Origin of the sequence: Sulfitobacter sp. W027 (genome assembly GCF_025143985.1) — a bacterium.
Lineage (GTDB): Bacteria > Pseudomonadota > Alphaproteobacteria > Rhodobacterales > Rhodobacteraceae > Sulfitobacter.
Window position 1 is genome coordinate 2783090 of sequence record NZ_CP083564.1, and the last position, 25812, is coordinate 2808901.

Below are 25812 nucleotides of genomic sequence, written 5' to 3' on the forward strand. Positions count from 1 at the left end.
TACCTTCGCTCGACTCTCCTCACTCAGTGCAATGGTGGCCGATTGATTGCCAGTTCGACAGAATCCATCATTCTTGTAACTGAGCGTAGACTTATTAATTGTGGAGCCCTGATCGCCTCGATAACCTCCTTCACTGCATCAACAGCTCCGGGTGGGAGGTTTCGCTTGGTGCTTAGCTGATCCGCGAATCCAAGCAGATGCTCAATTGAAAGCGGTGAGAGCTTTAAGGGTGGGCAGCGGCTGAGAAACGGGGCGGGCAGTCCCTGCACGCTATTTGCGGTCATGATCCATGTAATCCAGGACATATCAAAGGAGACGCGGAAATATGGGCACGACCATCGAACGGCGGTAGAGCGCTCCAAAAATGGTAGGAGCCCCTCGGATAGAGCGAACCGCTGCCCCCGTAGCGATTCGACCGTACCTGCTTTCTAAACCTCATCGACTACGATGACAGGGTTTGCCACCCCGGTGGCCATGATGGTTTCCAAAGGCTTTCCTGGCCCGGCGGATCCCCAACCACGTTGAGACCCAGTGACCGAGAAGGAAGCAGGCTCGCTGGTGGCCTCTACCACTGCGGTCGGCACCGTTAAATGCCGCGCCAAGGTGCGTGCCCAGTAGGTTTTTCCAATGCCGGGCGGTCCAACTAGGAGCAGGGGTCGCAAAAGCGGCGCCAGATCACCTCTGCGTACCGACGCGCGCATGTCCTGCCAGATCATTTCTGTCGCTGCTGCCATCCAGGGCATCTCAGAATGAATAGCAGAGGCAATTTCGTCTGCACGGTGTTCGGTTTCGACTGAAATAAGCTCTACGCCGTGGCGGAATACTTCCAACTTCTGGCGGTCTTTGTCGGCCAGATGATCCATGCCTGATCTACGAGAAACCGCATCTTTGTAGGCGACTACCTTCCGTCGAATATTGAGCCGATCTCGATCAGAAATATGATTGCCTCCTTCGAGTTTGCCTCTCTTCTTCCGAAAATTGATAAGGTGACGTTTCAGGCGGGCTTCGATGTCAAACGCTGACGGAGCATCGGGATTAGGGAATCTGACATCGGAAAATTTGATGCGGGGCATTTGATGTCCTCTCATAGCCGGTTCACCAGTATCTTGGCGACCAGCATTCGACAGCGAGGGGCTGCCTGGGGTTAATCGAGGGGATCCGGATCCTTGAGAACGTTATGGGAACATCTGGCAGCCTTCGTCAACCACCTTGCCTCGCTCCCAGGCCAAAAACGAAAGATGCCGACCCTCTCGGATCGGCATTTTACAAAGTAATTAATTTCAATCACTTAACGCACAGTGGAAGAAATAGACCTAGAAAGTGGAAGACAAATCAGCCGAAATGGCGCTGAATTGCCCGCCGTTTCACCTATTGAAACGGCCAGGCGCGATCTGCCACCGACCTACATCTAAAGCACTGGTTTAGTTGATGTCGGAAATCATTGGCGCCGGTTGGCCTGCCACCACGGCGGGTCATTTTTTGCCACTAAAACTTTCCGCATCTACAACCGTCTTGGTCAGCGTTGAAGCTATAGGTGATTAGCGATGCCATCAGTCAATTATCATGGCCGTCGCGCGCGGCGAGGACCGACGCTTCCGGCCCTCTGCAGACATTCAAGCCAAGCGCAGCAAACGGCCTCTTCCAATCCATGGCGGGATATCATGTTATTCTGGCGGCTGAATTACTTACAAGCTGCACACATCTTTTTGTAGTGATCCCCGCCAACTTCCTTGATGAAGTTGATACCAGCTTTGGCCGCGCGGATGGCTTCTTCCAGCGTGAGGTCTGGCAACGTTCCAAGGCCGTCAATTGTGCCGTGCGACTCGATTTGGACAAGCCGTTCGAGAGCGCGAACATCAAGCTTGTCTTTCACTTTGTCATGGTACTCCCCAAGAGCGTCTGCGAATTTAGGTCTGCCCGGCGAACAGAAGGTTGCGAACATCTCCAGCAACTTACGCGTCGCATTTGGCAGCAAGAATAGTTTGTCGGTTTCCCCAGTCTTCACGGCGCTACGAACAAGGTGGAAGAGGTAGTGATATTCGCTGTCGTAGTTCACCAGCAATTTGTGCATTTGGATAAGCGAAGTTACCCGTTCGTCTCCAACACCCGAATCCCGACAGTCAAGTGAAAGTAAGGCCTTCCCCCACTTGCTCTCGTCCCTGCGGTGCAAATTTTGAAACTCGCGTTTCACCATATTCATGAAGCTCGTGTTGTGCGTGAGGACAATGACCTGAGCGCACTTCTTGGTCATGCGCGTCATCAGGCTGTAGGCATAGGTTCGAGCGGCGGTATCGAGGCTCGAAATAGGGTCATCAATGATCAGCACAAGGTCTTCGACCTTGCGCCCCTCGGCGGCCAGTTGCGTCAGGAAGTAGCAAAAAGAAACCGCTGTCCGTTCTCCTTCACTAAGCTCGGTTGCAGGTTTTCCGCTCGGCCGAAGGATGCTGTAGCCACCGGCTTCGGCAACAAGACGAAGTTCTTTGTGCCCTAGGTAGGCCCAAATGAGCTCATTCATCTTGTCCGCGCCAACACCGTGGTCTTGTAGGTCGTTGCGAAGTTCTAACTGGCGGTCTGCAAGGCCCTTCTCGTCCGTTTGCGCTGTCTTAAGCTCTGTTCCGGCATCCTGCACAGCCTTTTGAAGGCGGTCCCAATCACCTTGGTTGGTCGCCAAAACATGTGCTTCGATTTTCGTGAAGGCGTCCTTTTGCATTGCGGCAAAACTCGTGAAGGCTTCGTTGTGCCTATTCACGGCAGAAGTCAGGGCGGTCTCTATTTTCTCATATTCTGCGAGCCACCTTTCAAGGTCGAAATCGGCCAGCTCTGCGGTTGCCTCGACTTCTTTGGTCGGGTTTGTTGCCTTTACCTCGAGACCTTTGAGAAGCTCCCCGACACACGCGCCAAGCTGCTTGATAGCGGTTTCGAAAAGCATTCGGTTCAGGGCGATTGCTTCCCGTTCTTCGGCGGTAACTTCAGCTTCCTTGGGGACAGACCGATAGAGCTCCCTAAGAGCTTGCTGGTGTTCATGCCCGTGCTTCACGGCGTCTTCCAGAACGCGAAGAGCCTCAGCCCACGATCTGTCGAACATTACCCGAAGCTGTGCTCGGCGCTCTTCAGAGAATGGGTTTCCACAGAGCAAGCAGTCGATCACACTATGTTCGTCGTGATAGTGGAGTCCTTTCTCGACCCAGCGAAGAGCATCCGAGTGGGCTTCGAACTCCTTCGAAGCGATGCCGGAAACGCTCTCGGTCAGCAGGGCTTGACCAACCTTGAACCAGTCAATCAGACCGGCCGGAAGGCTTGGGGAGAACGAAAGCGTTGGCAGGGGTTCCCGCTGAGCAAGCATTCCTTGGTTTTTCTTGAGCTCAGCTTCGGACAGCTTCTTCTCCGCGCCGAAGGATGCTTTCGAGTAATGTCCTTGAATTTTTCGAGCGTCGTAGGACTGCGTGTAAGTGCTCGACGCAGCGACTTCTCGGACGTTGCGCGCCACTCGCGTTTTGAAGTCCGATAGGTCCTTATCAGCCTTGGTCTTCGCCTTCTCTTTGGCCTTGGTCTGTTGCTTTGCCGCGGAAAGTTTTGGAGCTATCTCGTCAAACTCTTTTCGAGCATCGACCTTCTTTTCGCTCAGATAGGCAATTCCCTTCGTGCTGCTGGCATCCCATTCGAAGTTCCTGGACACAAAGTCTGTATTGAAAACCAGCAAGTTACTCCCGAAGGGGTTTGAGATAGGATTTTGCGTGACAGCCGTGCCGTCAGACACTTCTATTTTGAAAGCTGTTTCTGTGGGTAATCGCTCCTCAAGACGTCCCCGCTCAATCGACGAAAACACCCGCGAAAGGGTTGTTTTTCCAGACCCATTGAACCCGTAAATTAGGGTGCGAGGTTTGAGTTGAATATCTGCAGGGGCGGAAAAATCCTTCCACACTCCTGCGTTTTTCAGTTCGGAAACTCTGCTAATGATCAAGTTAATATGCTCTACTCGAAAAAATTCTTGGCGATGTTCGGCTATCAGTCAAAATATGCGACCGCCTTTGCCTTGGCGCAACTAAAAGTTGCGAGGTGATCCTGTATGGTCGTTGCTAAGCACCGCGTTTTGGAGTGTTTGGTTAAGGCAGGCGGTTCAGAGTCCCACCATTCACTAAGCCCGCCGAGCCAGTTCTTGCGCGAAGCCGCCATTGGCGTCAGCTGCAGCGAAAGTCCGGTTTCCGCCTTTCATTCCAAAGGCCCTCGCAATCGCAGCGCAAACTGAGCAGCGGCAGCGAACGGCAGGAAAGTCCGCATTGCCGTCCTTCACCTGCCACCTCAACGCCGGTGCCATTTCCAACAGCAATGAATGGCAGGAAGGAGCCCCAAACTGACCGCGTAAGCCGTTGGAGGCTTCGCAGTGGCAGCATGGCGCGCTTAGTGCGGCCGGCCCTTAGCCGACATTCGTGTAAGGCGTGGCAGATGGCCGGTCCCAACCCATACGCGACATTCGTATCAGCCGCAGCAAAAGCCTTAAGGTAGCCCGATACCCGTCGATCTTCCAGAGGTTGTGGCACTGACCTTAACCTCAACGCGCTTCGTCTGTGACCTTGCCCATGAATTAACTGTGCAAGTCATTCGTAGGAAGACGACAGCGCTGAAGGAAGCAAACGTTTGCGAATTTGGTCGGCCAGTTCGCTGAGATGCGCGGGGAAGCGCCTATTACGGCGAGCAAGGAGGTGGACGTATACGGATTGGAGTTGAGGCGCCTGAATAGAAACTGCAGAGAGTTGTCCGCAGGCAAGTTCCGCGCTAACGCTGAAGGCTGGCAAGACAGTGATCGCGCGGTCTGCAAGTGCCATGCGTGCGAGCAGAGCGATCGAATTGCTCGTGACGACCGGTGAGATCAAGAGGCCGTTGTTGATCGCTGCCTCGTCAATCATCTGGCGTATACGGAAATTCGACCCCATCAGCGCGAGCGGTTCGGCGCAAAGCTCTTGCATTGTCATGCTACGGCGCTGCGCCAAGCTGTTCTCCGTGTTCATGATTGCCATCAACGGAACCGTTGCGCGATAGCGCGAGACGATCTGCGGATGCGAGACGGGATGAAAACCGACGCCGAAATGCACCTCATCCTCAAGTAGAAGGCGCATCATGCTCGTGGTGTCTGTGACACTGACTGTCAGATTGATCCCGGAATAGTCGTCCATGAAGTGATCCAGCGTGTCGTAAAGCGCAGGTCCGAGGAACCCTTCGCCAATGGCGATCTCGACATGACCGGTTCGCGCCGTCGAAATTTCGAGAAGCTGCCCCTCTAACAGTTCCAAGCCAGTTTGACGGGCACGGTAGTAGTCAATGACTGCGTGGCCCGCGTCGGTCAGGCTGATCTCGCGACGGCCATGTTCGATCAAAGCGGTTCCGATTTCCGTTTCGAGCTGGGCGATCTGTCGGCTGACCGAAGACGGGGCAATCTCCAGGAAATCCGCTGCAGCACGCATCGAACCGCTGCGCCAGGCTTCGTATAGGAAATGGATTCGGTGATCGTTGACTTTCATTTCATCCGGTCGGTCGAGAGGTGGCTTATGTTAGTATGTTAAAGTAATTATAAATGTGTTGCAAAAAGCGCAACTACTATCAAGAAATTCCGTTATTGATTGCAACATTTCTCTCGGATGTAATGGTTATTGCCGTCGCCTCGTTCCTGAAAATCGGGGCGAACAGTGCGGCAAGCCGGCGTCAGACAGGCAGACATACCACATACAAAACCACAGAGAGGACACCTAATGGAAACCCGCGAAATCAACCCTTGGAGCTGGCAAGATGCCTTCGGGTTTGCCCATGGCCGCGAAGTAACCCAGGCAGGCCGTATTCTAACGTTGTCTGGCCAATGCGCTACGAATGCTTCCGGCGTTCCTCAGCATCCCGGCGATATGGCTGGGCAATTGTCCCTTGCTGTCGCCAATCTGGGCGAAGTGCTGAAACGAGCCGGAATGACCTATGCCAACGTGCAGGGAATCCGCATTTTCACAACCGACATGGACGCCACACTGGAGAATTGGGGATCGCTGATCGGCCCGTTCGTGGCCCTGGGTCATCGCCCGGCCAGCACGCTGGTCGGTACAACTCGTCTGTTCTCGCCCGATCTAATGGTCGAGATCGAAGCCACTGCGTGTGCTTGAGGAGGACCTGATATGATCCGTGGAATCCATCACCCGAGCCTCACCACCGACGACCTCGACGCTTTATTGTCCTTCTATAGCGACTTGCTGGGGTTTGAGGTTATCTCGTCATTCGGCTGGGAAACAGGAAGCGACCTGTCCGAACTGGCAGGCAACATCACCGGCGTGACCGGGTCCACCGCGCGCTCGGCGCTGTTGAAAGCCGGCAACGCCTATCTGGAAATCTTCGAATACACGCAGCCTCTATCGGCGCGCAGCGACACGCCCGCGCTGTCGAACAAAGGCATCGCCCATATCTGTTTCGACAGTGACGACGTGAAGGCCGATCACGCTCGACTCAGCGCCTCCGGGGTCACCTTCAAATCGGAACCTATCGACGTCGGCCCAATGCGCGTTTGCTACTGTCAGGACCCCGATGGGAATTTTGTCGAATTGCAGCAGATCACAGATCCGCAAAGCGGCTTGTGCCTCCCGGGATACGAAGCCTGAACAACATCTTTCGCCTTTCGCCGGAAGGCGCTGCACAAAAACAAAGACCGGCGTAAAAAGACATAACCAACAAGGAGGTTCGTTATGAACCAACCCACTCTTCAGTTCCGAGGGGGACTGGGTATGGCGTTTCTGCCGCCCGTCCTGTTCCTCATCTCCTGTTTCGTATATTTCGTCGTATTCAAGGCCTTCGATATGACTGCATTGGCAATGGGGGGCTTCGTGTCCCTGTTAATCGGCGCAGTTTTCGCGAAGAACTACAAGGAATACTGGGCGCAGGTCATGAAAGGCATCAGTGGCGAAAGCGCGGTTGCCATCGTCGTTATTCTGTTCATGGTCGGCATGATTTCGGCGCTGATCAAGGCGACGGGCGTGGCCACCGGCTTTGTTTGGCTGGCACAGGAAGTCGGGCTGAACACCGGCTATTATACGGTCTTCGTGTTTGTCGCGGTCAGCCTGATTTCGATGGCGACCGGGTCCTCAATCGGTACGATGTTCACCGCCTTCCCGATTTTCTACGCGGCGGGTCTCGCCATTGGCGCAGCCCCCGGCCCGCTCGCAGGGGCGATCCTGTCGGCGGCCATTCTCGGCGACAACCTCGCGCCGATTTCGGACACCACCATTATTTCCTCGTCGAGCCAGAGGTTCCGTTCGAAAGATGCGGTGGCCGATGTTGGCGGCGTGGTCAAACACCGGGCGCGCTATGCGCTGCTCTCAGCAGTGATCTCCGCTGTCTTCTTCCTGGTGGTGGGCATGGCGACGGCGCAGGACACTGGGGTTGCCGAATTCTCCGCAACCGCCTCGCCTTGGCCGTTGCTGATGCTGATCCCGGTTGCGATCATGCTGATCGTTGCGATGATCTCCCGCGACATTTTTCTCGCCGTCACGGTCGGCTTGGTTCTTGGTTCTCTGACAGGGCTTGCGTCCGGTCTCCTGCATGTGAGGGACATTGTCGGTGTTTCAGACGGGGCGCCTTCTGGTTTTCTGTATTCCGGTGTGTCCGGGATGCTGGGCACAGTTGCTCTGGTGATTTCCGTCTTCGGGATCATGGGGGTGCTGCGTGGTGCCGGGATCATGGAAATGGTCGTCAGCAAGCTGACAACCGGCCGACTGGCCTCGACCCCGCGTGGTGTCGAAATCGCCATCGGTCTTGGCGTTTCCGCGACCACCCTGCTCTTCGGGGGCGTGAACTCCGCCTCGATGCTGACTTTCGGCCCGATTGCCGACGAGCTTGGCGCCCGCGTCGGCCTGCACCCTTACCGGCGCGCCAATGTCATGGATTGTTTCGCCCTTGGTCTGGCCTCCGTCGTGCCGGTGCTCAGCGCCTATCTGTTCATCGGAGCGTTGCTGACCTCGGGGTACGAGGGTACGCCGGCGCAATCCACTTTTGCGCTGTTCCCGATGACCATTTACCCGCTGGTGCTGACCGTGGTGATGTTCATCGCAGTGATGACCGGCTGGGGCCGTCGCTTCGAAGGAGCAGACGGGGCCACCAGCAAGACTCAATAACGACCTGACAACGCAGGCACCGAAAGGATTTCCCATGGACCGTAATTCTGTCGACTGGACCGGATATATCCCGGCCATCACCACCCCCTTTGACCGCAAGGGACGTCTCGATCTTGATGCCTTCGACGGGCAGATGGAATGGCTAAGTGCTGAACGTATGCACGGTGTCATTCTTGCTGGCACAAGCGGCGAGTGGTTCAGCATGAGCTCAAAGGAACGCGCGGCTCTCTTCGAGGCCGGGGCGCGCTACCGCAAAGATGGGCTCTGGGTCATCGGTGCCTGCAATTCCTACACGTCTGCCGAGGCGATCACCCATGCGCGTGCGGCGGAAGAGGCGGGGCTCGACGGTATCCTGATCACCCCTCCGCCCTATGTCGTGCCGAACCGACGCGAGATCGTTAATTTTTACAGCGCGGTGTCGGATGCGACCGACATTCCGATGACAGTCTACAACTGGCCGCGCGGGTGTATTGTCGACATGGACACGGATCTGCTGGACGAGTTGGCGGATATTAACAATGTTGTGGCGATCAAGAACTCGACCGGCAATTTTGCAGGCTTCCTGACCGGCATGTATCGCTTGGAGGACCGGGTGCGCTACTTCGGCCTGCCGACCAGTGAACTGGGGGCCGATCTGGCGCTTCTCGGGCATGGTGACGGTCTGATGGGATCGGGCGGTGTCTTGGGGGCGGATCATCCGGACTTCTGGCGCGCGATTACCGCTGGTGACCGGACCCGTGCGATCGAGTTGGGCGAAAGAGACAGGGTGATTATGACGGAATGGTTCCGGCCCGATTACGGCGTCCAGTTCGGCAATCAACAGGCGATCATGAAAACCGCCCTGCGTCTGCGCGGCGTTCCGGCCGGCTTCGTGCGTGATCCGCTGATGGAGCTTTCCACCAGCGAGGTGGCGCGGATCGAAGCGACGCTGCACAAGCTGGGAATTAAAACCCAAGCTCTGGCCTGATCGCCCATGACCCGTGGTTACGATACAATTGTCATCGGCGGCGGCCTGCTCGGCTGCGCCACCGCCTGGATGATTGCCCGGGACGGTGGACGGGTCCTCCTGGTTGAACGCGACCAGATCAATCAACACGCTTCCGGCAGCAATGCCGGAAGCCTTCATTTCCAACTCGAATACCGGATGATCGAACGCGGGGTCGAAGCGGCACGCAAAGCCGCGGAAGCGATGCCTTTGCACCTGCAGGCGGCCCAGCTCTGGTCCGACCTGCCGGGCCTCTGCGGACAGGACATAGAGGTCAAGCAGACCGGCGGGCTGATGATTGCAGAAAATGCCCAGCAAGTGGAATTGCTGGAGCGAAAAACCGAGATCGAGCGTAGCTGGGGGCTCGACAACCGGATGATCGACCGGGCGGAAATCGACCGGATTGCCCCCTATCTGTCGGACCGCGTGGTGGCGGCGGCCCTTTGCCCGACCGAGGGCAAGGCCGATGCGCGCACCGCTGGTCCCGCCTTGGCCCGCGCCGCTTTACAGGCCGGGGCAGAGATCAAGACCCGGACCGAGGTGACAGGGCTCGTCCGTCAGGGAGGGCGCTGGCATGTGTCCGTGGCAACGGCGGAAAGCGCACAGAGGGCCATTGCCGAGAGTGTGGTGATCGCGGCGGGTGTTTGGACGACGCGAATGGGACAGATGATGGGAGCGCATCTGCCGACAATCCCGCTGGCGCTGATGATGACGGTCACGCAGCGCGTGCCGAAACTGATCCCGCATCTCGTGCAACATGCCGGCGGGCGGTTGTCGCTGAAACAGGCGCTGGACGGCAATATTCTGATCGGTGGCGGCTGGCCGGCACGGCTGATCCGTCACCGGGACGGCGAACCGAACTTCGACGCCAAGCCAGAGCTGTTGACGACGTCCCTGTCCGGCAATGCCGATATGGCGATCCGGGTGCTGCCCGATCTGTCGCGAATCCCGGCGATCCGCAGCTGGGTCGGCACCACGACGGTGACACCGGATCAATTGCCGCTGGTCGGGCCCGTCCCGGGGCAACCCGGGGCCTTCGTAGCAACCGGGGGATCAGCTTTTACCCTTGGGCCAAGCTTCGCCCAGGCGCTGGCTGCTCTGATCGAGTGTCGACTGCCGGAAACGGATTTGCAGGCGTTCGATCCGGCACGCTACGGGAGGCAATAAGACATGGTCAAGGCACGGCGACTGGCAACGAAACGCGGCGGTGACTTGCGGATTACCTTCGAAGGCGAAACCATCACGGCTTTTGAGGGGGAGACACTGGCTTCGGCCCTGTTGGCCGCGGGCGTTGCCGCCTTCAGTCTGACGCGGACGGGCGAACCCCGACTGCCATTTTGCAACATGGGCACCTGTTTCGACTGTGCCGTACGGGTCGATGATCGGGAGCTTGTACGCGCGTGCCTGACCGACGTGCGTGAGGGCATGCAGGTGAGACGGCAGGAGGTCAAATGACACAGGATTTGGCAATTGTGGGTGCGGGACCCGCCGGAATGGCCGCGGCTCTTGCCGTGGCAGAAGCTGGGTTTTCGGTGGCCGTCGTTGATGAACAGGCGCGAGCCGGGGGGCAGATTTTCCGTCGCCCCCCGGAGGCTTTGGGCGAGCGGCACGGCAGCTACCGTCCGTACCCTTGGGCGCGCGAGCTGATTGAGCGTTTCGAAGACCATCCGGGGATCGAGACCCATTTCCGATCGACCGCTTTTGGCGTGTTGCGCGACCGGGACGGGTTGGCGTCAACCGCTCTGGAGCTGGCCGTCAGCACCCCCACGGGGGGGCGCAAGCTCACGTCGCGGCGTCTCTTGTTGGCCACCGGCGCCTATGACATGCCGGTCGCCTTTCCCGGCTGGACCCTGCCCGGAGTGATGACCGCCGGCGCGGTGCAGTCACTTCTGAAAAGCCAGAAGCTTTTGGCGGGACAGCGGGTCGTTGTCGCGGGATCGCATCCAATCCAGCTCATTCTTGCCGCTCAGCTGCTGGATGCGGGGGCCGAGATTTCCGAGATCGCATTTGCGCGCGATCTGCCGGGATTGGTCGAGATGGCACAAAGCCTGCCGGCCATTCCAGGCCATGTGTCCATCTTCGCCGAGGGAATGCGTGCATTGGCAAAAATTCTGCGCCATCGCGTTCCGATCTCGCGCCGGACGGTGGTAAGCGAAGTAGTGCGCACGGATAATACGTTGGAGTTGCGCCTTTCCCAAGTCGATTCGGATTGGAAGAAAACCGGCGCAGATCACCGGGTTGAGGCCGATGTCCTGGCCCTCGGTTATGGGTTTACGCCGTCAACAGAACTGGCCCGGCAAGTCGGCTGCGATCTCAGCTGGAATTCGGCAGGGGGCGGCTGGACCGTCTCGCATGATGCGGGCTTTCAAAGCTCTGCACCGGATGTTTTCGTTGCTGGTGAGCCGACGGGCGTGGCCGGTGCAGAACGCGCCTGGGCCGAGGGGCATATGGCGGGGCTAACCATTGCAGCTTCGCTCGGCGCGGCGATCCAGCCTGCCACGCTTGCGCGGGCCAGACGACGTCTCGCCGGTGCTGCGCGATTTGCCGGCGTGATGCATACGATGTTCGAACCGCGTCGCGCCGCATTGGCCGAATTGTCTCGGCAAGAGGAGACGGTGATCTGCCGATGCGAAGAAATCCGCAACGGGACAATCGAGGATGCGCTGCAAAACAACCCTTTTATGCAATCGGCAAGCGCCGTGAAACTGGAATGCCGCAGCGGCATGGGCCCCTGTCAGGGGCGCTATTGCGAAGAAACTGTAGCGGCGCGCATCGCCGCCATCCACGAGACGTCGATTGAGGCTTCGGGGTATTTCAATGCCCATCTACCGGTGAAACCTGTGCCGCTTCAGGACTACCGAGATATCGGAGATGAATAGGCTTCAAGTTTTGGTGCGGGAAGACACGGAGCGACCGATACTTACCGCCGCAGACGTCCTTTCGTGCAGACCAATAGCATCACGATGCTGCGCATTACCGCTGTTCGGCCGAGGCGCAGCGAAGGTCCGCTCCCCGCCCAATCTGTAGAAAATTTTTTCACCGATTAAGAAATTGCAAAGTTCTTGACGTGCAGATAATCACATGGTTTCAAACGTGTTATGCCGTTCGCAGCCGATGCGAAGCGGTGAAACTACTCGCTCATAGAGCTCTCTATCAAAAACCACAGCTCAGACATGCATGATCCCGGAAAGAAGGTAGCGTCGTACCGTCATAGCCTTGTTGAGGCACCCCATGCCATAGCGCACTCAAAATAGCCTCCTCGACAGCTTCCACCGTGGCGACGAAAAACGCGTCCATACAGCGCTCATCCAATCGTTTGGCTTCATGGATATCAGCACTGTCGCGGCTAACGCTGTTGGCGGTTGTGAATGCGAGAGCAATGTCGCCGCTCTGATGGCCAATGTGGCTGCCCAAACGGCCAAGCGCTGCGGAACTTCGACGCGCCACCCGCGTCAATTGTCGCGACTCCATCGGTGCGTCAGTTGCAAGAATAATGATGATTGACCCACGGTCGGGATCGTCATTGCACTGCTCGGCCGGGGACGGCAACTGACGCCCTAAAACCCGCAGCGCAGATTGTTGGCCGAAGTTTGACAGGACCAGCGCGCCAAGGGAGAACCCGGCGCCGCTTGCAAGCCTTACTTGCCGCGATGCCGAGCCCAGCCCGCCGGCGTAGCCAAACGTCTTCATCCCGCTGCCCGCGCCTACAGTGCCCTGCGCAAAGCGGGTTCCACAGGCGTTCAGTGCGGCCTCTGCCTGCGCCTCACCTATGGCCAGCGCCTGAATGTCGTTAACCTTGCCATCGTTGCACTCCAACGACAGCGGGTTAACCGTGCATAAGCTGCGCCCAATTTCGGGATTTGATGCGACGGCCCGCCGGATGAGTGCTGTGCTACAGGGGCCGACGCCAAAAGTATTGGTCAACAGGATCGGCGTTTCGATCTCCCCCAGTTCAGCCAGTTGTATCAGACCAACGCTTTTGCCAAAACCATTGATAACCGATAGCCCCGCCGTAACAGGTTGCCGGAACATATCCCCCCCATGCGGCAAGACCGCAGTCACGCCGGTACATCGGCCCTCCCCCCGCACATCGGTATTTCCAACTTGAACGCCGGGAACGTCGCAGATCGTGTTGTCCGTGCCCGTGGGCAGAGTCCACCACGTCGCGCAATCAAATGAATGTCGCATGATCTTCTCCGCTTAGCTGTCATCAAGTTTGGGGTCCAACGCATCGCGCAGGCCATCCCCAAGGATGTTAAAACACAGGACAGTGAGGAAGATCGCCAGCCCCGGGAAGAAGGTCAGATGCCATTCACCAGCAAGCATATATTCCCGCCCGGTTGCGAGCATGGCACCCCACTCGGCAATCGAAGGCTCCACACCCAGGCCGATGAAAGACAGGCTGGTGGCGGTCAGGATAGATGTGCCAATCCGCATAGTAAAATAGACGATGACCGCGCCGAGCACGCCCGGCAGAATATGTCTGAACATGATGATCCAGTTCGATGCACCCGCAGCACGCGCCGCTTCGACATAGGTCGATTCCTTTAAGCTCAGGGTGCCTGAGCGCACGATCCGCGCGAAAGCAGGCACACTAAACACCGCCACGGCGATGATGACATTGGTCAGCCCCGCACCCAGAATGGCCACGATTCCAATCGCCAGCAGGATACCGGGGAAAGCGAATAGAACATCGGAGATCCTCATAACCACAGAATCGAGCCACCCGCCGTAGTAACCCGCGAAAAGACCGGCGACGATGCCGATCACCGCCCCGATGGTCACCGAGACAAAGCCGATGTACATCGACAGTTTCGCACCATTTAAAATCCGCGCAAAGATATCGCGTCCGAATTCATCAGTTCCAGCCCAATGCAGCAGCGACGGGCCTTCAAGCGTATTCTTATAGTCAAACTGGTCTGGCCCAAAGGGCAAAATCCACGGCGCCAGCACACCGCCGAGCAGCATTAGCAGCAGGAAAGCCCCGGCGATCATCGCGCCATAGCGGGTTGAGAAACGGCGACGGAATTCAACGAGTGGTGAGCGCGCGGTCTTTTCTGCACGGGCCGGCGCGCCGCTCATCGGGTCTGCGACATCAGTCATGGCGCGCTCCTATTTGTAGCGAATAGCGGGGTTGATGAAGCCGTACAGCATGTCCACCGCCAGATTGATTAAGAGGAATTGCAGCGAAAACAGCATGATCTCGGATTGCACGACCGCGTAGTCACGAAAGTTGATTGCATCCAGCAGCAGCGAGCCGAGCCCCGGCCAGCGGAACACTTTTTCAACCACGATGGAGCCGCCAAGCAAAAAGCCGAACTGCAAGCCGGCCATGGTCACAACGGGGATCAAAGCATTGCGCAAGGCATGCTTCCACACGACGATACGCTCTTTCAGCCCCTTGGCGCGGGCGGTTCGAATGAAGTCCTCCCGTGCGACGTCAATCACGGCAGAGCGGGTAAAGCGGGCCATGACGGCTGCCACACCTGCCCCCAAAGTCAGCGACGGCAGAATGAGATCGGATGGCTCATCAAAACCGCTGGTCCCCAGCCATCCCAGATTGACCGAGAACAGCTGCATCAACAGCAGACCGAGCCAGAAGTTCGGCATGGAAATGCCCGACACAGCGGCGAACATCCCCACATGGTCACCCGCGCTGCCCCGGCGCACCGCCGAGATCACCCCGGCGATCAGGCCAAAGAGCACCGACCATGTCAGCGCGGAAACCGATAGCCAGAAAGTTGGCATAAAAGCGCGTCCGATCATCTGCGAGACCGGCTCACCGGTGCGGAGCGACGTGCCAAGGTCCAGTGTGACAAGGTTGCCGATGAAGTTAACGTATTGCGTCCAGAGCGGTGCATCGAGGTTCAGCGCCCGGCGGATAGATTCCACCTCAGCCTGCGTTGCCGTTTCACCGGCTAGCAAACGCGCCGGATCACCGGGTAACGCATGTACGAAAAGGAAAACGAAGATCGAGATCAGGAAGAGCACCGGCACCATCGCGGCGAGCCTGCGGAGAAAGTAGTTTAGCATGTGACGGACTCGTAGTTCTGGCCCGGCGCATGCAGCGCCGGGCCGGTTTCGGGCATCAGTTCTTATTCGTAGGCGGCTTTGGCATATTGCATCGTGCCATCAGGCATCTGGAAGACGCCGGTCAAACCTTTCTTGCGCCCTGCCATCTTGTTCTCAATGGCCAGCCAAACGACGGGGGAATCTTCCCAGATCTGCTTTTGTGCTATGGCATAGGCGTCTCCACGCGCTTCAGCATCGCCCGTATTCAGCGCGTCCTGAATGGCTTTGTCGACAGTCTCATTCGAATAGAACGCCATGTTATAGATTTTGGGAATCCACCCTTCGGTCGCATAGACCGGACGGAGATGCCAATCCGCATCCCCGGTCGAAGGGGACCAGCCGCCCATCAGCATATCAAAGGTCGCGGTCTCGGGATCCATGGAAGAAAAGACCTTCTCTGACCGAGTAGCGCCTTCCATCGGCACGATCTTCACCTTGACGTTGATCTGCGACAACTGCTGCTGAAGGAACTGAAGCATCCGCACGCCGGTGGAGTTGTTAATGCCCCAGATTTCGATCTCGAAACCGTCTTCATAGCCGGCTTCTTTCATCAGGGCGCGCGCCTTGTTGAGATCGGTTTCGAGCGGTGTCTGGGCCTCATAAAACCGGGTGTCGGGCGCGATGGGGCTGTCAGGCACGATGCCATGGCCCGAGTAGACCACATCGACAAAAGCTTGCTGGTCAATAGCAAGGTTAAAGGCCTTGCGCACGCGCACGTCTTGGAAGTGCTCTTTTTTGGTGTTCATCGAGGCTGTCCAGACTGTGATGCCCGGCACTTCGAGAACCTCATGGCTATCGGCATTGTTCACACGCTTGGCCAGTTCGGCAGGTAGCACATGGATGAACTGAATCTCATCAGAAAGCATCATGGAAACGCGCGTAGCGCTTTCAGTGACCGGGTAGAACGTGACTTTGTCCACTTTGGGCCAATCGCTGTCCCAATACTCGTCGTTTTTTTCCACGACCACCCGCTCGCCGGGAACCCATTCCTTAAAGACAAAGGGGCCGGTGCCGACCGGATTGCGATCCACGTCTTTGCCCAGTTCTTCGAGAGCTTTGGGGCTGTGGATCACGACCGACGGGTGGGCGACTGTGTTGATCATCGCGCCGAAAGGCTCTTTAAGGTTCAGCACAACAGTGTAGTCATCGGGCGTCTCGACGGTGTCGACCACTTTGAAAAGGCTGTTCTTGGCGAGGTTCTGCGACTGATCTGCGAGCCGGTCAAAGTTGGCCTTGACGGCGGCTGCGTTGAACGGCGTGCCATCATGAAATTTCACCCCTTCGCGCAGCTTGAAGGTAAAGGTTTTCGCGTCTGCGCTGCCTTCCCATTCGGTGGCAAGCTGCGGGACCAGTTTCATATTCTTGTCAAAGGTTATCAGGCGCTCCAACACGCCACTGGCGACTGAATAGTCGACGTTATAGTTGGAGTTATGCGGGTCCATGCGCTGGAAAATCTGGTCCATCGCGATATTCAGGTCCGCCGACGCCAGCGACGTGCCAAGCGCGGAACTGGCCAGCAGCATGGCACTCAGCGCGGTGCGTTTGAAAAAAGATGTCATGTCGGAAATCCTCTCGTTGTGGACAAGTCGGTCAATTTTTATGAATCAGGCGGCTTCTGTGTCGTCCGCAGGATCGCGGGCGACCAGATGACCGGGGGCCACCTCGATCATCTGGTGAATGGCAGGGGGTTGGCCGATAGGCCGCACCGGACTGGGCACTTCGCCGGTAATAAGCGGTCGGCTGCGCTGACGGATCGAAGGGTCCGGCACGGGCGCTGCGGCCATGAGCCGCTGCGTATAGGCGTGCTGAGGGTTCTCAAAAACCTCACGCCGGGGTCCACTTTCGACGATTTGCCCCAGGTACATCACAGCGACACGCTGGCTAATGCGTTCGACCACCGCCATGTCATGGCTGATGAAAAGATAGGCCAGACCAAAGCGTTTCTGCAGATCCATCATCAGGTTGATCACCTGCGCCTGTACCGAAACATCAAGCGCCGAAACCGCTTCATCCGCGATAATGAGTTTAGGATCAGTGCCCAAAGCGCGGGCAATGGCGATACGCTGGCGCTGTCCGCCCGAGAAAGCATGCGGATAGCGGCTGGCATGATCTGCGCTTAGCCCCACCTCTTCAAGCAGCCACACCGCCTTATCAAAGGCGTTTTGCTTGGTCTCAAGACCATGCAGCAACATTGGCTCCGCGATGGAGTAGCCCACCGTCAGTCTCGGGTTAAGCGAGGCGTAGGGATCCTGAAAGATAAACTGCACCTCCCGGCGCAATCTTTGCAATTCAGAGGTCGAAAGCTGCGTAAGGTCTTCGCCGGCAAAGGTCAGCCGGGTCGACGACGCCTCGACCAGTTGCAAGATCGACCGACCGGTGGTCGATTTCCCACAACCGGATTCACCGACCAGACCCAGCGTTTCGCCCGGCCAAATATCCAGATCAAGCTGTTCCACCGCATGGACCCGTTTTTTGACCCGGCCAAACAGGCCTTCACCAATATCGAAACGGGTCGTCAGCCCACGCACCGACAATAGCGGCGGGGCGCTATAGTCAATCGCGGCGGTCGGCGTTGGCGCGATATCTGTCGCGTCTTGACCCGGAATAGCAAAGGGCTGCGGTGTATCGGTGCCGCGCATCGACCCCAGCCGCGGCACGGCTTTGAGCAAGGCTTGGGTATATGGGTGCTGCGGGGCGTTGAAGATGGTCTCGACGTCGCCCTCTTCTACCTTTTCGCCCCGATACATGACGATAACGCGATCAGCGATCTCGGCCACCACGCCCATGTCATGGGTGATGAAAAGAACTGACATGTTCTCTTCGTCCTGCAATTCACGGATCAGCCGCAAGATTTGCGCCTGTATAGTAACGTCCAGCGCGGTGGTGGGCTCATCCGCGATCAGCAATTGCGGGCGGCAGGACAGGGCCATGGCAATCATCACACGTTGACGCATCCCGCCCGAAAGCTGATGCGGATGGCGCTTCATTACCTGCGCGGCATCCGGAATGCGCACCTTGTTAAGGGTCTCAAGCGCGATGGCACGGGCCTCGCTTCGGCTTTTATTTTGGTGGGTTACCACAGCTTCGACGATCTGATCCCCAATGGTAAAGACGGGGTTGAGCGAGGTCATGGGCTCTTGGAAAATCATCGCGATATCATCGCCGCGCATCAAACGCGCGTTCTCCGTATCAAGACTGCCGATATCAATCACGCTGTCGTCGCGTTTGCGAAAGGAAATATTTCCGCCCACAATCCGCCCTCCGCCAAATTCGACCAATCGCATAACCGACAGAGCGCTGACTGATTTCCCAGAGCCGGATTCTCCGACAATCGCGACAGTCTCGCCTTTATTGACGTGCAGGCTCAGGTTTTTGACAGCCCGCATCTCTGAACCGGGCTTGCCAAAACGGACATCAAGGTCCGCGATTTCGAGCAGTCGGTTCGATTGCATAAGACATGTTCTCCCACGGCGCTTGTGCATTGACGCGATAGAAACCGCCGAACCGAGCAGAGACCAACGCCAAAACGGCATTGACTATGCATATTAGGCATAGTTCTACCCTTGCGGGAAGGCAGCATTCGTGGAGAGGTAATGATATGGATATCAAATGGATCGAGGACTATCTGGTTCTAGCTCGGGCCCGGAACTTCTCCAGAGCGTCTGACGAGCGCAACGTCACGCAACCTGCCTTCAGCCGTCGGATACGGGCGCTTGAAACATGGCTTGGCGTCCCGCTGTTTGACCGCCGCACCTATCCGATCACCCTGACGGAACAAGGCCGAGCCTTCCGCGAGACAGCGGAACTGGTCCTATCCTCCCTCCATACGGACCGCGCTGAGTTCTTGCAGCAGGTTCATCATTCTCGCCCCGACCTGCGCATCGCGGCGGCAACCACGCTGAACCTTAATTTCATACCCGAATGGCTCAAAAGCCTTGAGCCGCAGACGGGGCATTTGACCACCCATATTTCTACGCAGAACTTCCACGATATGGTGCAGCAACTCGCCGACGGCATGGTGGATTTCGTGATGCAATACGCCCATGCCGATGCGGCGCTACTGTTTGAACAATCGCGCTTCGACTCCCGTGTCTTGGCGCATGACCTGCTGATTATGACGTCCCCGGTCGATGCCGCGGGGGCGCCGCTCTTTGATCCGAGCAAAGCTGGCCCCGAGCATCCGCCCCTGCCCTATATGGGCTACTCAAGCGATGGATATTTCGCTGATATCGAAGCGTTGCTTCTGAAACGCCACCTGAAAACCGGCCCCACGCTTGAACGGTTGGGCCAAAGCCCCACCTCCGAAGTGCTCAAGCGTATGGCCTTATCCCACGGTGCCCTTGCTCTGCTCCCCGAAAGCTGCGCGCGGGATGCGCTTGATCAGGGGCAGTTGGTCCGGGTCGGCGGTGAGGATTGGACGACGGCGCTCGAAGTGCGGCTCTATCGTTTGCGCGGCAGCAGACGCGCTGCGGTTCGCAAGATATGGCAGGCCACCACCCCCATCGAAGAAAACAACACCCCCATGGGAGAAAAAGCATGAAAATCTTCATCTCGGTCGATATCGAAGGGATCGCAGGCGTGAGCGAACAACTGCAAGGCCAGCGCGGCAACCCCGAATACGAAGTAGCGCGGCGGCTGATGACAAAAGAGGCAAACGCTGCAATTGCAGGTGCTTTTGACGGCGGTGCGACATCGGTCACTGTGGCGGACTCGCACGGGCCAATGCGCAATATGATCGCCGAGGAGCTTGATTATCGGGCCGAGTTGGTTTCAGGCAAACCTCGACCGCTTTCGATGATCCAGGGGCTTACAGAAGCCTACAGCGGCGTCGTGCTCATCGGATATCACGGCGCGGCAGGAGAGTTTGGCGTGCTTGCCCATACGATCTCTGGGCTGGCCTTTGCCGAAATCCGCATGAACGGAGAGATTGTCGGCGAGCCAACCCTCTTTGCCGGTTACGCCGCCGAGATTGGTGTCCCGCTGCTTGCGGCAAGTGGCGACGACCACCTGTGCAAAGAGATCGCGCATCAATTTCCCCATGCCATTCAAATCACGACGAAGACGGCACTCGGCGCACACGCCAGTAAGAGCCTTTCTCCCGCCGTGTCGCGGAGGCGTATTCAAGAAGCGGTCACCAAAGCGGTACAGACTGCTGAAGGCACTAATATATCACAACCCTGCACGCCACCATTGACGGTAGAAGTCCGAATGATGCGCCAGCTTTATGCCGACGCTGCCGCGCTTCTTCCGCAGATTGAGCGCTTGTCCGCAAATCATATTCGATTCACAGCGGTCAATCATACCGAAGCGATCGGCACACTTTCCGCGCTCGCCTTGATGACTTCGGCGTTATAAAAACAGCAATGTTTAGGCTAAATTCTTATATAGTGATTTCATAGGGCATCTCACCTTGTATCTAAGGTGAATCCGCTAGCTTCAGAATAAGACCAGCGTTCGTCCTCCCGTCCGGGTTGCGCCAAGGCCTGTTACCCGATTATACAGTCAATTGCATTATTGGGCCGAAACCGCCGAATGAGATGTATCGGATGGCATTGCTCGCCGCCAGTATCGATCACCCTGTGAAGCTGTTCGGAAAAACGTCCGGGCCGGGCCAGCAACTTACAGCGATGCTTTAAAGATTGGCGGTTGCACAAGTAAGACGTTCCTGCACGGCATTGAACGGCAGGTGTAAACTCAGGGGCGTTGAGCTCACCGAACCCCGTGCGGAAGCCACAAACGCAAACGGCCTAGAGTTGCCTTTGACGCACATCTCAAGCAATGTCTAAGCCCCCCTCCTGAAGGGCTCATCCTAGGAATCAATTGCGCAGCGTTTGCAGCTAAGCTTGACTGGAGTGGCTCATAAGCGTGGCCAACGTTGTTATAACTTGAGCATGAACAGACGACTTAGGTATCAGTATTCTCTCCAGAACGCCCTCAGCCTTTTGAACAAGGGACCAGCGGGGGCAGGTCAATACCAATGGCCGTCCTGTTCGCCTGTTCATCACCGCAGGATAGTGTCCCGAGAGTTCTTACATATTTACAGGCGCACTATATTCCCGCCTATTGGGGCCTTCCCATCATTAAGCGCAACGGCTCGTACACCATGACAGTTTTACCTTCTTGATTGCGAACCGTATTGCGTGTTCGCACTAGACCACGGTCGCCTTTGCTTTCTTGGCGTACACTGAGCACTTCCATTTCGACATCAATCGTATCGCCAGCTTGGACAGGCCCTTTAATGTCTAGTGTGGAAAGCCCAAGGAAAGCTAAACCCGTTTCTTGAGCTGTGGCATTGAGGGCCAGCGCCTCTGCTACCGAAAGCACTAACGCACCGGGTGACGGTTCGCCCTTCAAGGTGCTTTCGGTTTTACGGTATTCCGCATTGGTGAAAAGCACTTCAACCATACCGGCCAGACCGACGAAGGTGCTGATATCCGCCGAGGTGATAGTGCGGCCGTATGTTGAGTACCGATCGCCTACTGTCAGTTCTTGCCAGTAAAAGCCACGGCCTAGGCGAATGGGTGTAGGCGTCATTGATCTTCTCCGTATTTTGCCACGAGGTCCAGAACCCGCTTTGCACGCTTGAGATGCGGCATATCAATCATTTGTCCGTCGATGCTGACCGCACCCACATTAGGGTTGCTCGCCAGCACCTTCGTGATCCGTTGGGCCAGCGCAATTTCAGAAGCCGTTGGTAGGAACGCCTGATTGATGATCGGCACTTGCGCGGGGTGGATTGCCATCTTGCCGGTGAACCCGTCGCGCCGGGCGGCGTTGCATTCCTCCTCCAGCCCGGCGAGATCCCGGATGTCGGTCCAAACCGTGTCGATGGGCTGGCACTTTGCGTGCATCGCACCGGCCAACATTAGATTGCGGGCCAGCGCGAACGGGCCAGTCAAGGCTCCAGCCTCGTCGCGTGACGCTGTGCTTCCCAAGTCTGCCGATAAATCTTCTGCCCCCCAGGCCAAGCCGTGGAGGTGTGTCTCCAGCCCGGCATACTGGCCAAGGCCGAACAAAGAGCCGGCGGTTTCCGTAGCGATAGCCAGGATTGGCGGGCAAGCGTTGCCGGCCATCTCGATTAGGTCGCGGACCGTGCCGCCGTTTTCGGATTTTGGCAGGACTAGCCCATCGGCGCGTCCATTGATCGCTGTCGCGACATCTTGTGTGCAATAGGCGCTGGATATGGGGTTTACCCGCACCCATAACTGCGCGCTCCGATCAAGCGTAGAGAGGGCGTTTGCCACTGCCTCGCGTGCCTCTTCCTTTTTTTGAGGCGCAACGGAATCTTCGAGATCTAGGATTATGGCATCGGCGCCCACGCGCACTGCCTTTGCCATCATGTCGGGGCGGTTGCCCGGGACGAAAAGCCACGATCGCATCAGTTTGCCTCCTGCGCTAGACGTGCGCGCATAAGCGCAGAACGACGGCAGGAAGCAACCAAAGTTCCGTCCTGTTTGTAGGCGCGATGGATGAGCTCCACGATACCCTGACCGGCGCGCGACTTTGAAGCCCGTGCTGAGATTACTTCAGTCTCCACCCGCAGGCTGTCGCCATGAAAGACCGGCGCCGGAAATATCACATCAGTCATTCCCAGATTGCCGACAGTAGTGCCCAGTGTGGTTTCATGAACCGAAATACCGATCATGATCCCCAACGTCAGAAGCGAGTTAACCAGCGGCTTACCCCATTCTGTTTGAGCGGCGAAGTTCCGATCAATGTGCAGCGGCTGGGGGTTCATCGTCTGGGTTGAAAAAGCAATATTGTCAGCTTCGGTGACCGTGCGCGTGATCGCATGCGAGATCACCATGCCAGGCCTAAATTCTTCTAGCCACAGACCTGCCATCCTATTCCCCCTCCTTTGGTGGGGGGGCCTGCACGACGCCGCGCTCTATCATGTCGTGAACTTTGGTAGGTTCGTAACCGAGTTCCTGAAGCAGACTGATCGAATTCTCACTAAGCAGCGGCGCACCTCTGTCTACGGTGGTGTGAGCTCCATTGACCTTTACCGGCTGGGGCACCGACCGCGCTCGGCCAGTTGTATCATCTGTAACACCAAAGAAATCGACAGCCTGGAGGTGTGGATCATTCAGCAGGTCCCCCAAAGAACTAACCCGCGAATGCGGCACATCCAGCCGCTCAAAGGTGTTGATCCAGTCGTCGGTACTACGCTTGGGCATTACTTGAGCGAGGATTTCATACATCTCCGCTACATGGTTCGATCGAGTTGAAGCGCTTTCAAACCACTCCTGATCAATCACGTCAGCGCGCCCGATCTCCTCAAGCGTGCTGCGCCAGTGAGCTTCGGTATAAGGAAGAACCGCGACCCAACCATCAGAGCTTTTGAAAGGCCGGCGATGGCGGTTGAGCAGCCGGCGATATCCTGGTTTAGCGTCCTGTTCGAAAGATGCCGCAGCAAGATGCTCGGTCATCACGAAAGAGGTCATAACCTCGAACATTGGGACCTCGATTTCGACGCCCTGTCCCGTTTGGGCTTTGTTGTATAATGCTGAGGAAATCGCATTGGCCGCGTAGAGCGCTGCCACCTTATCCGCGATCACGCCCGGCACATATGCGGGCTCGGCACCTGTGTATGTCGGCAAGTGCGCAATACCTGATGCTGCCTGAATAACGTCATCATAGGCTGGACGATCAGCATAGGGGCCATCGCTGCCAAAGCCGATGGCGGAACAATAAACGAGGCCGGGGTTTATGGCGCGCAGAGTCGCGGCATCGAACCCTAGTTTGCGCACCGCCTTCATACGCATGTTATGCAGGAAGACATCGGCCTGCGATATCAGGCGCTTCAAAACCTCGCGGCCCTCTTGTGTCTTCAAGTCTATCGCGATGCTCTGTTTGTTGCGATTGCAATTCACAAACATCGAGCTTTCGCCGGCTTCTGAACGGGGCTCGACATGTCGTGCTAAATCGCCGTCGGGAGCCTCGATTTTAACAACGTCGGCTCCGAAGTCTGCAAGTATCTGGCCCGCCATGGGGCCCAATACAATTGTGGTCAGTTCGACCACGCGAACGCCTTTTAGAAGATCAAACACAATGGCCTCTGATGGGTTAGGGTGAGGTTCGGGAAATCGGCTTGCGATACACGCGGCGACGAAAGTTTCCGTCGCCGCGATTGGAGGATTTAATCGTTGGCGACCCGTAGCTTTTCGACTTCGCTGCGGAAGGCCGCGAGCGCTTCGCTGCCCTTCTTGTCCCGGCTGTCGAGGTTTTTAGCCCAATCTTGGGCAACGGTTTCGAAGGATGCGTTCAACCGCGCTGTCTCATCGTTGGAGAGACTGAAGACATTAACATCCTTAGCAGAGAGGTCGTCGGCGAACTGAACCTCTGCTTCGTCAAACGCCAAGCAAGCGCTTTCCGTCACCTCTTGCCCGACGCGGGTCAGGACTTCCTGAACATCCTGGGGAAGGCTGTCCCACTTCTTTTCCGAAATCGAATAGGTAATCCCAACGGTGCCAAAATTCGCGTTCCGTGTAGCCGACCCGACGATCTGATCGAGACCATAAGAGAAGGTAGAGGTGAAGGGCAAAAGAGCACCGTCGATTGTGCCTTTTGTCATGGCATCAAAAATCTCTGGCGGCGTCATGCGCACAGGAACGGCTTCGACCGACTGTAGCGACAATTCCATCGCGCCAGCATTCGAACGCAGCTTCATACCGTCGAATTCATCCAGCGAGCCCACGCCTGCCCGTTCTGAGAAAATTGCCTGGTAAGGTGAGAGTGCGACGTTGTAGAGCACGCGAACGCCAGCAGGCTGAAACTCGAGTTCGTCGAGCATCCCACCGGGTTGCACGAGATTGCGGAACGCCAGCGATCCTTCGCAAGAAGATGCGATTTCGCCGGGCAGCTCCACGACGCCACCCAAAGGCATCTTCTCAGATACATAGGATGGCACGATATAGCCGATGTCTGCGATCCCGGCCTGAGTAATGGAAAGGATGTCCTTTGCTTTAGCAAGCTGCTGAGCAGGATAGTGTTCGAAGGCAACGCGGTCGCCCAGTTCTTCTTGCACCCGCGCCATGAACACGTCGGTCGTATTCTTGGTGATGATGTGGTCCGCTGGCAGACTGTCGGCGATCTTCAGTGTAACCTCTTGCGCAAACGCCGGGTTGATAGCGCTTACCGCCAGCAAAGAGATCGCAGTTAGGGTCGTTTTCATGATTTTACTCCTCCAGTTCATCATGTTTGGTAGAAATTGCCCTTAGCACTCGACGCGAGCGCCTTCTCCGTAAGGGGGGGCGTAACAAATGAGCACACGCACCGGCGTCTCACCAATGGCGGTGAAGGTGTGCGGCATGTCGGCGGCGAAAAAGCAGCTTTCTCCTGGCCCAATCTCTTGTTTGTGCGACCCGATGGTAACGTCCGCGCGGCCTTCGAGCATCCAGCAGAACTGATCAATTCCCGGATGGAAATGTGCGCTGGCGCCTTGGCCCGGCTCGATCCGTCCGATCAAAACTTCCATTTGGGTTGCGCCGGTTTCAGGAGAAACGAGACGACGATTTACAGTTCCGGAGTGTCCGCTTGGCGAATAGGGCTGCGCCATGTCTTCGGTCATGAAAAAAACGGATGGGTCCAGATCTGCAGCCTTTGGTTGCGTCATTT

Annotated in this window: 23 protein-coding genes; 9 read left to right on the forward strand and 14 right to left on the reverse strand. The window is 57.1% G+C overall.

The annotated features are described in order from the left end of the window. Window positions 1-428: 428 nt before the first annotated feature. From K3759_RS13720 to K3759_RS13730, 3 genes are all read right to left on the reverse strand, one after another. A complete protein-coding gene (locus tag K3759_RS13720; RefSeq protein WP_259982619.1) occupies window positions 429-1073 on the reverse strand; it encodes an AAA family ATPase in 645 nt (214 codons plus the stop codon). Between the two features lie 608 nt (window positions 1074-1681). Continuing rightward, window positions 1682-3961: an AAA family ATPase gene (locus tag K3759_RS13725; RefSeq protein WP_259982621.1), complete on the reverse strand. Its 2280-nt coding sequence runs from the start codon at window positions 3959-3961 to the stop codon at window positions 1682-1684. Window positions 3962-4595: 634 nt separating this feature from the next. Continuing rightward, a complete protein-coding gene (locus tag K3759_RS13730; protein ID WP_259982623.1) occupies window positions 4596-5516 on the reverse strand; it encodes a LysR family transcriptional regulator in 921 nt (306 codons plus the stop codon). A gap of 228 nt (window positions 5517-5744) precedes the next feature. Here K3759_RS13730 and K3759_RS13735 point away from each other — a divergent pair, with 228 nt between their 5' ends. From K3759_RS13735 to K3759_RS13765, 7 genes are all read left to right on the forward strand, one after another. Next, window positions 5745-6140 carry a RidA family protein gene (locus K3759_RS13735; protein WP_174861222.1) on the forward strand — a complete coding sequence of 132 codons (396 nt, stop codon included), beginning with the start codon at window positions 5745-5747 and terminating at the stop codon, window positions 6138-6140. Window positions 6141-6152: 12 nt separating this feature from the next. Further along, entirely contained in the window at window positions 6153-6629 is a 477-nt protein-coding gene (locus tag K3759_RS13740; protein WP_174861223.1) for a VOC family protein, read from the forward strand. Window positions 6630-6713: 84 nt separating this feature from the next. Continuing rightward, the gene (locus K3759_RS13745; RefSeq protein WP_174861224.1) at window positions 6714-8138 is read left to right on the forward strand and encodes a Na+/H+ antiporter NhaC family protein; all 1425 of its coding nucleotides are present in this window, start codon (window positions 6714-6716) and stop codon (window positions 8136-8138) included. A 34-nt stretch (window positions 8139-8172) separates the two neighbouring features. Further along, the gene (locus K3759_RS13750; RefSeq protein WP_259982627.1) at window positions 8173-9105 is read left to right on the forward strand and encodes a dihydrodipicolinate synthase family protein; all 933 of its coding nucleotides are present in this window, start codon (window positions 8173-8175) and stop codon (window positions 9103-9105) included. A 6-nt stretch (window positions 9106-9111) separates the two neighbouring features. Next, complete coding sequence (locus tag K3759_RS13755; RefSeq protein ID WP_174861226.1) at window positions 9112-10290, forward strand: FAD-binding oxidoreductase; 1179 nt, start codon at window positions 9112-9114, stop codon at window positions 10288-10290. Between the two features lie 3 nt (window positions 10291-10293). After that, window positions 10294-10578 carry a (2Fe-2S)-binding protein gene (locus K3759_RS13760; protein ID WP_174861227.1) on the forward strand — a complete coding sequence of 95 codons (285 nt, stop codon included), beginning with the start codon at window positions 10294-10296 and terminating at the stop codon, window positions 10576-10578. Next, a complete protein-coding gene (locus K3759_RS13765) occupies window positions 10575-12002 on the forward strand; it encodes an NAD(P)/FAD-dependent oxidoreductase (RefSeq protein WP_174861228.1) in 1428 nt (475 codons plus the stop codon). Before K3759_RS13760 ends, K3759_RS13765 begins: the two co-directional genes overlap by 4 nt. Before the next feature lie 274 nt (window positions 12003-12276). Here K3759_RS13765 and K3759_RS13770 read toward each other — a convergent pair whose 3' ends face one another. The 5 genes from K3759_RS13770 to K3759_RS13790 form a co-directional block, all read right to left on the reverse strand. After that, a complete protein-coding gene (locus K3759_RS13770) occupies window positions 12277-13311 on the reverse strand; it encodes a P1 family peptidase (RefSeq protein WP_259982630.1) in 1035 nt (344 codons plus the stop codon). Between the two features lie 12 nt (window positions 13312-13323). After that, the gene (locus K3759_RS13775) at window positions 13324-14226 is read right to left on the reverse strand and encodes an ABC transporter permease subunit (protein ID WP_259982631.1); all 903 of its coding nucleotides are present in this window, start codon (window positions 14224-14226) and stop codon (window positions 13324-13326) included. Window positions 14227-14235: 9 nt separating this feature from the next. Continuing rightward, window positions 14236-15156: an ABC transporter permease subunit gene (locus K3759_RS13780; protein ID WP_209217263.1), complete on the reverse strand. Its 921-nt coding sequence runs from the start codon at window positions 15154-15156 to the stop codon at window positions 14236-14238. A 62-nt stretch (window positions 15157-15218) separates the two neighbouring features. After that, window positions 15219-16754 carry a glutathione ABC transporter substrate-binding protein gene (locus K3759_RS13785; protein WP_259982633.1) on the reverse strand — a complete coding sequence of 512 codons (1536 nt, stop codon included), beginning with the start codon at window positions 16752-16754 and terminating at the stop codon, window positions 15219-15221. A 45-nt stretch (window positions 16755-16799) separates the two neighbouring features. After that, complete coding sequence (locus K3759_RS13790; protein WP_259982634.1) at window positions 16800-18647, reverse strand: dipeptide ABC transporter ATP-binding protein; 1848 nt, start codon at window positions 18645-18647, stop codon at window positions 16800-16802. A 146-nt stretch (window positions 18648-18793) separates the two neighbouring features. Here K3759_RS13790 and K3759_RS13795 point away from each other — a divergent pair, with 146 nt between their 5' ends. Further along, window positions 18794-19735 (forward strand): LysR family transcriptional regulator, encoded by a 942-nt coding sequence (locus K3759_RS13795; protein ID WP_259982636.1) that lies wholly within the window; start codon window positions 18794-18796, stop codon window positions 19733-19735. Then, window positions 19732-20550, forward strand: a complete 819-nt coding sequence (locus K3759_RS13800) for a M55 family metallopeptidase (protein WP_259982637.1) — start codon at window positions 19732-19734, stop codon at window positions 20548-20550. Before K3759_RS13795 ends, K3759_RS13800 begins: the two co-directional genes overlap by 4 nt. Before the next feature lie 705 nt (window positions 20551-21255). Here K3759_RS13800 and K3759_RS13805 read toward each other — a convergent pair. The 6 genes from K3759_RS13805 to K3759_RS13830 all read right to left on the reverse strand — a co-directional run bounded on the left by K3759_RS13805 (window position 21256) and on the right by K3759_RS13830 (window position 25810). Further along, window positions 21256-21729 (reverse strand): MaoC family dehydratase N-terminal domain-containing protein, encoded by a 474-nt coding sequence (locus K3759_RS13805; RefSeq protein WP_259982639.1) that lies wholly within the window; start codon window positions 21727-21729, stop codon window positions 21256-21258. After that, the gene (locus K3759_RS13810; protein ID WP_259982640.1) at window positions 21726-22514 is read right to left on the reverse strand and encodes a CoA ester lyase; all 789 of its coding nucleotides are present in this window, start codon (window positions 22512-22514) and stop codon (window positions 21726-21728) included. Before K3759_RS13810 ends, K3759_RS13805 begins: the two co-directional genes overlap by 4 nt. 59 nt (window positions 22515-22573) lie before the next feature. Next, a complete protein-coding gene (locus tag K3759_RS13815; RefSeq protein ID WP_259982642.1) occupies window positions 22574-23038 on the reverse strand; it encodes a MaoC family dehydratase in 465 nt (154 codons plus the stop codon). Between the two features lies 1 nt (window position 23039). Beyond that, window positions 23040-24245 (reverse strand): CaiB/BaiF CoA-transferase family protein, encoded by a 1206-nt coding sequence (locus K3759_RS13820; RefSeq protein WP_259982644.1) that lies wholly within the window; start codon window positions 24243-24245, stop codon window positions 23040-23042. Between the two features lie 89 nt (window positions 24246-24334). Further along, window positions 24335-25369: a TRAP transporter substrate-binding protein DctP gene (dctP, locus tag K3759_RS13825; protein WP_259982646.1), complete on the reverse strand. Its 1035-nt coding sequence runs from the start codon at window positions 25367-25369 to the stop codon at window positions 24335-24337. 42 nt (window positions 25370-25411) lie between these two features. Continuing rightward, the gene (locus tag K3759_RS13830) at window positions 25412-25810 is read right to left on the reverse strand and encodes a cupin domain-containing protein (RefSeq protein WP_259982648.1); all 399 of its coding nucleotides are present in this window, start codon (window positions 25808-25810) and stop codon (window positions 25412-25414) included. Window positions 25811-25812 lie beyond the last annotated feature (2 nt).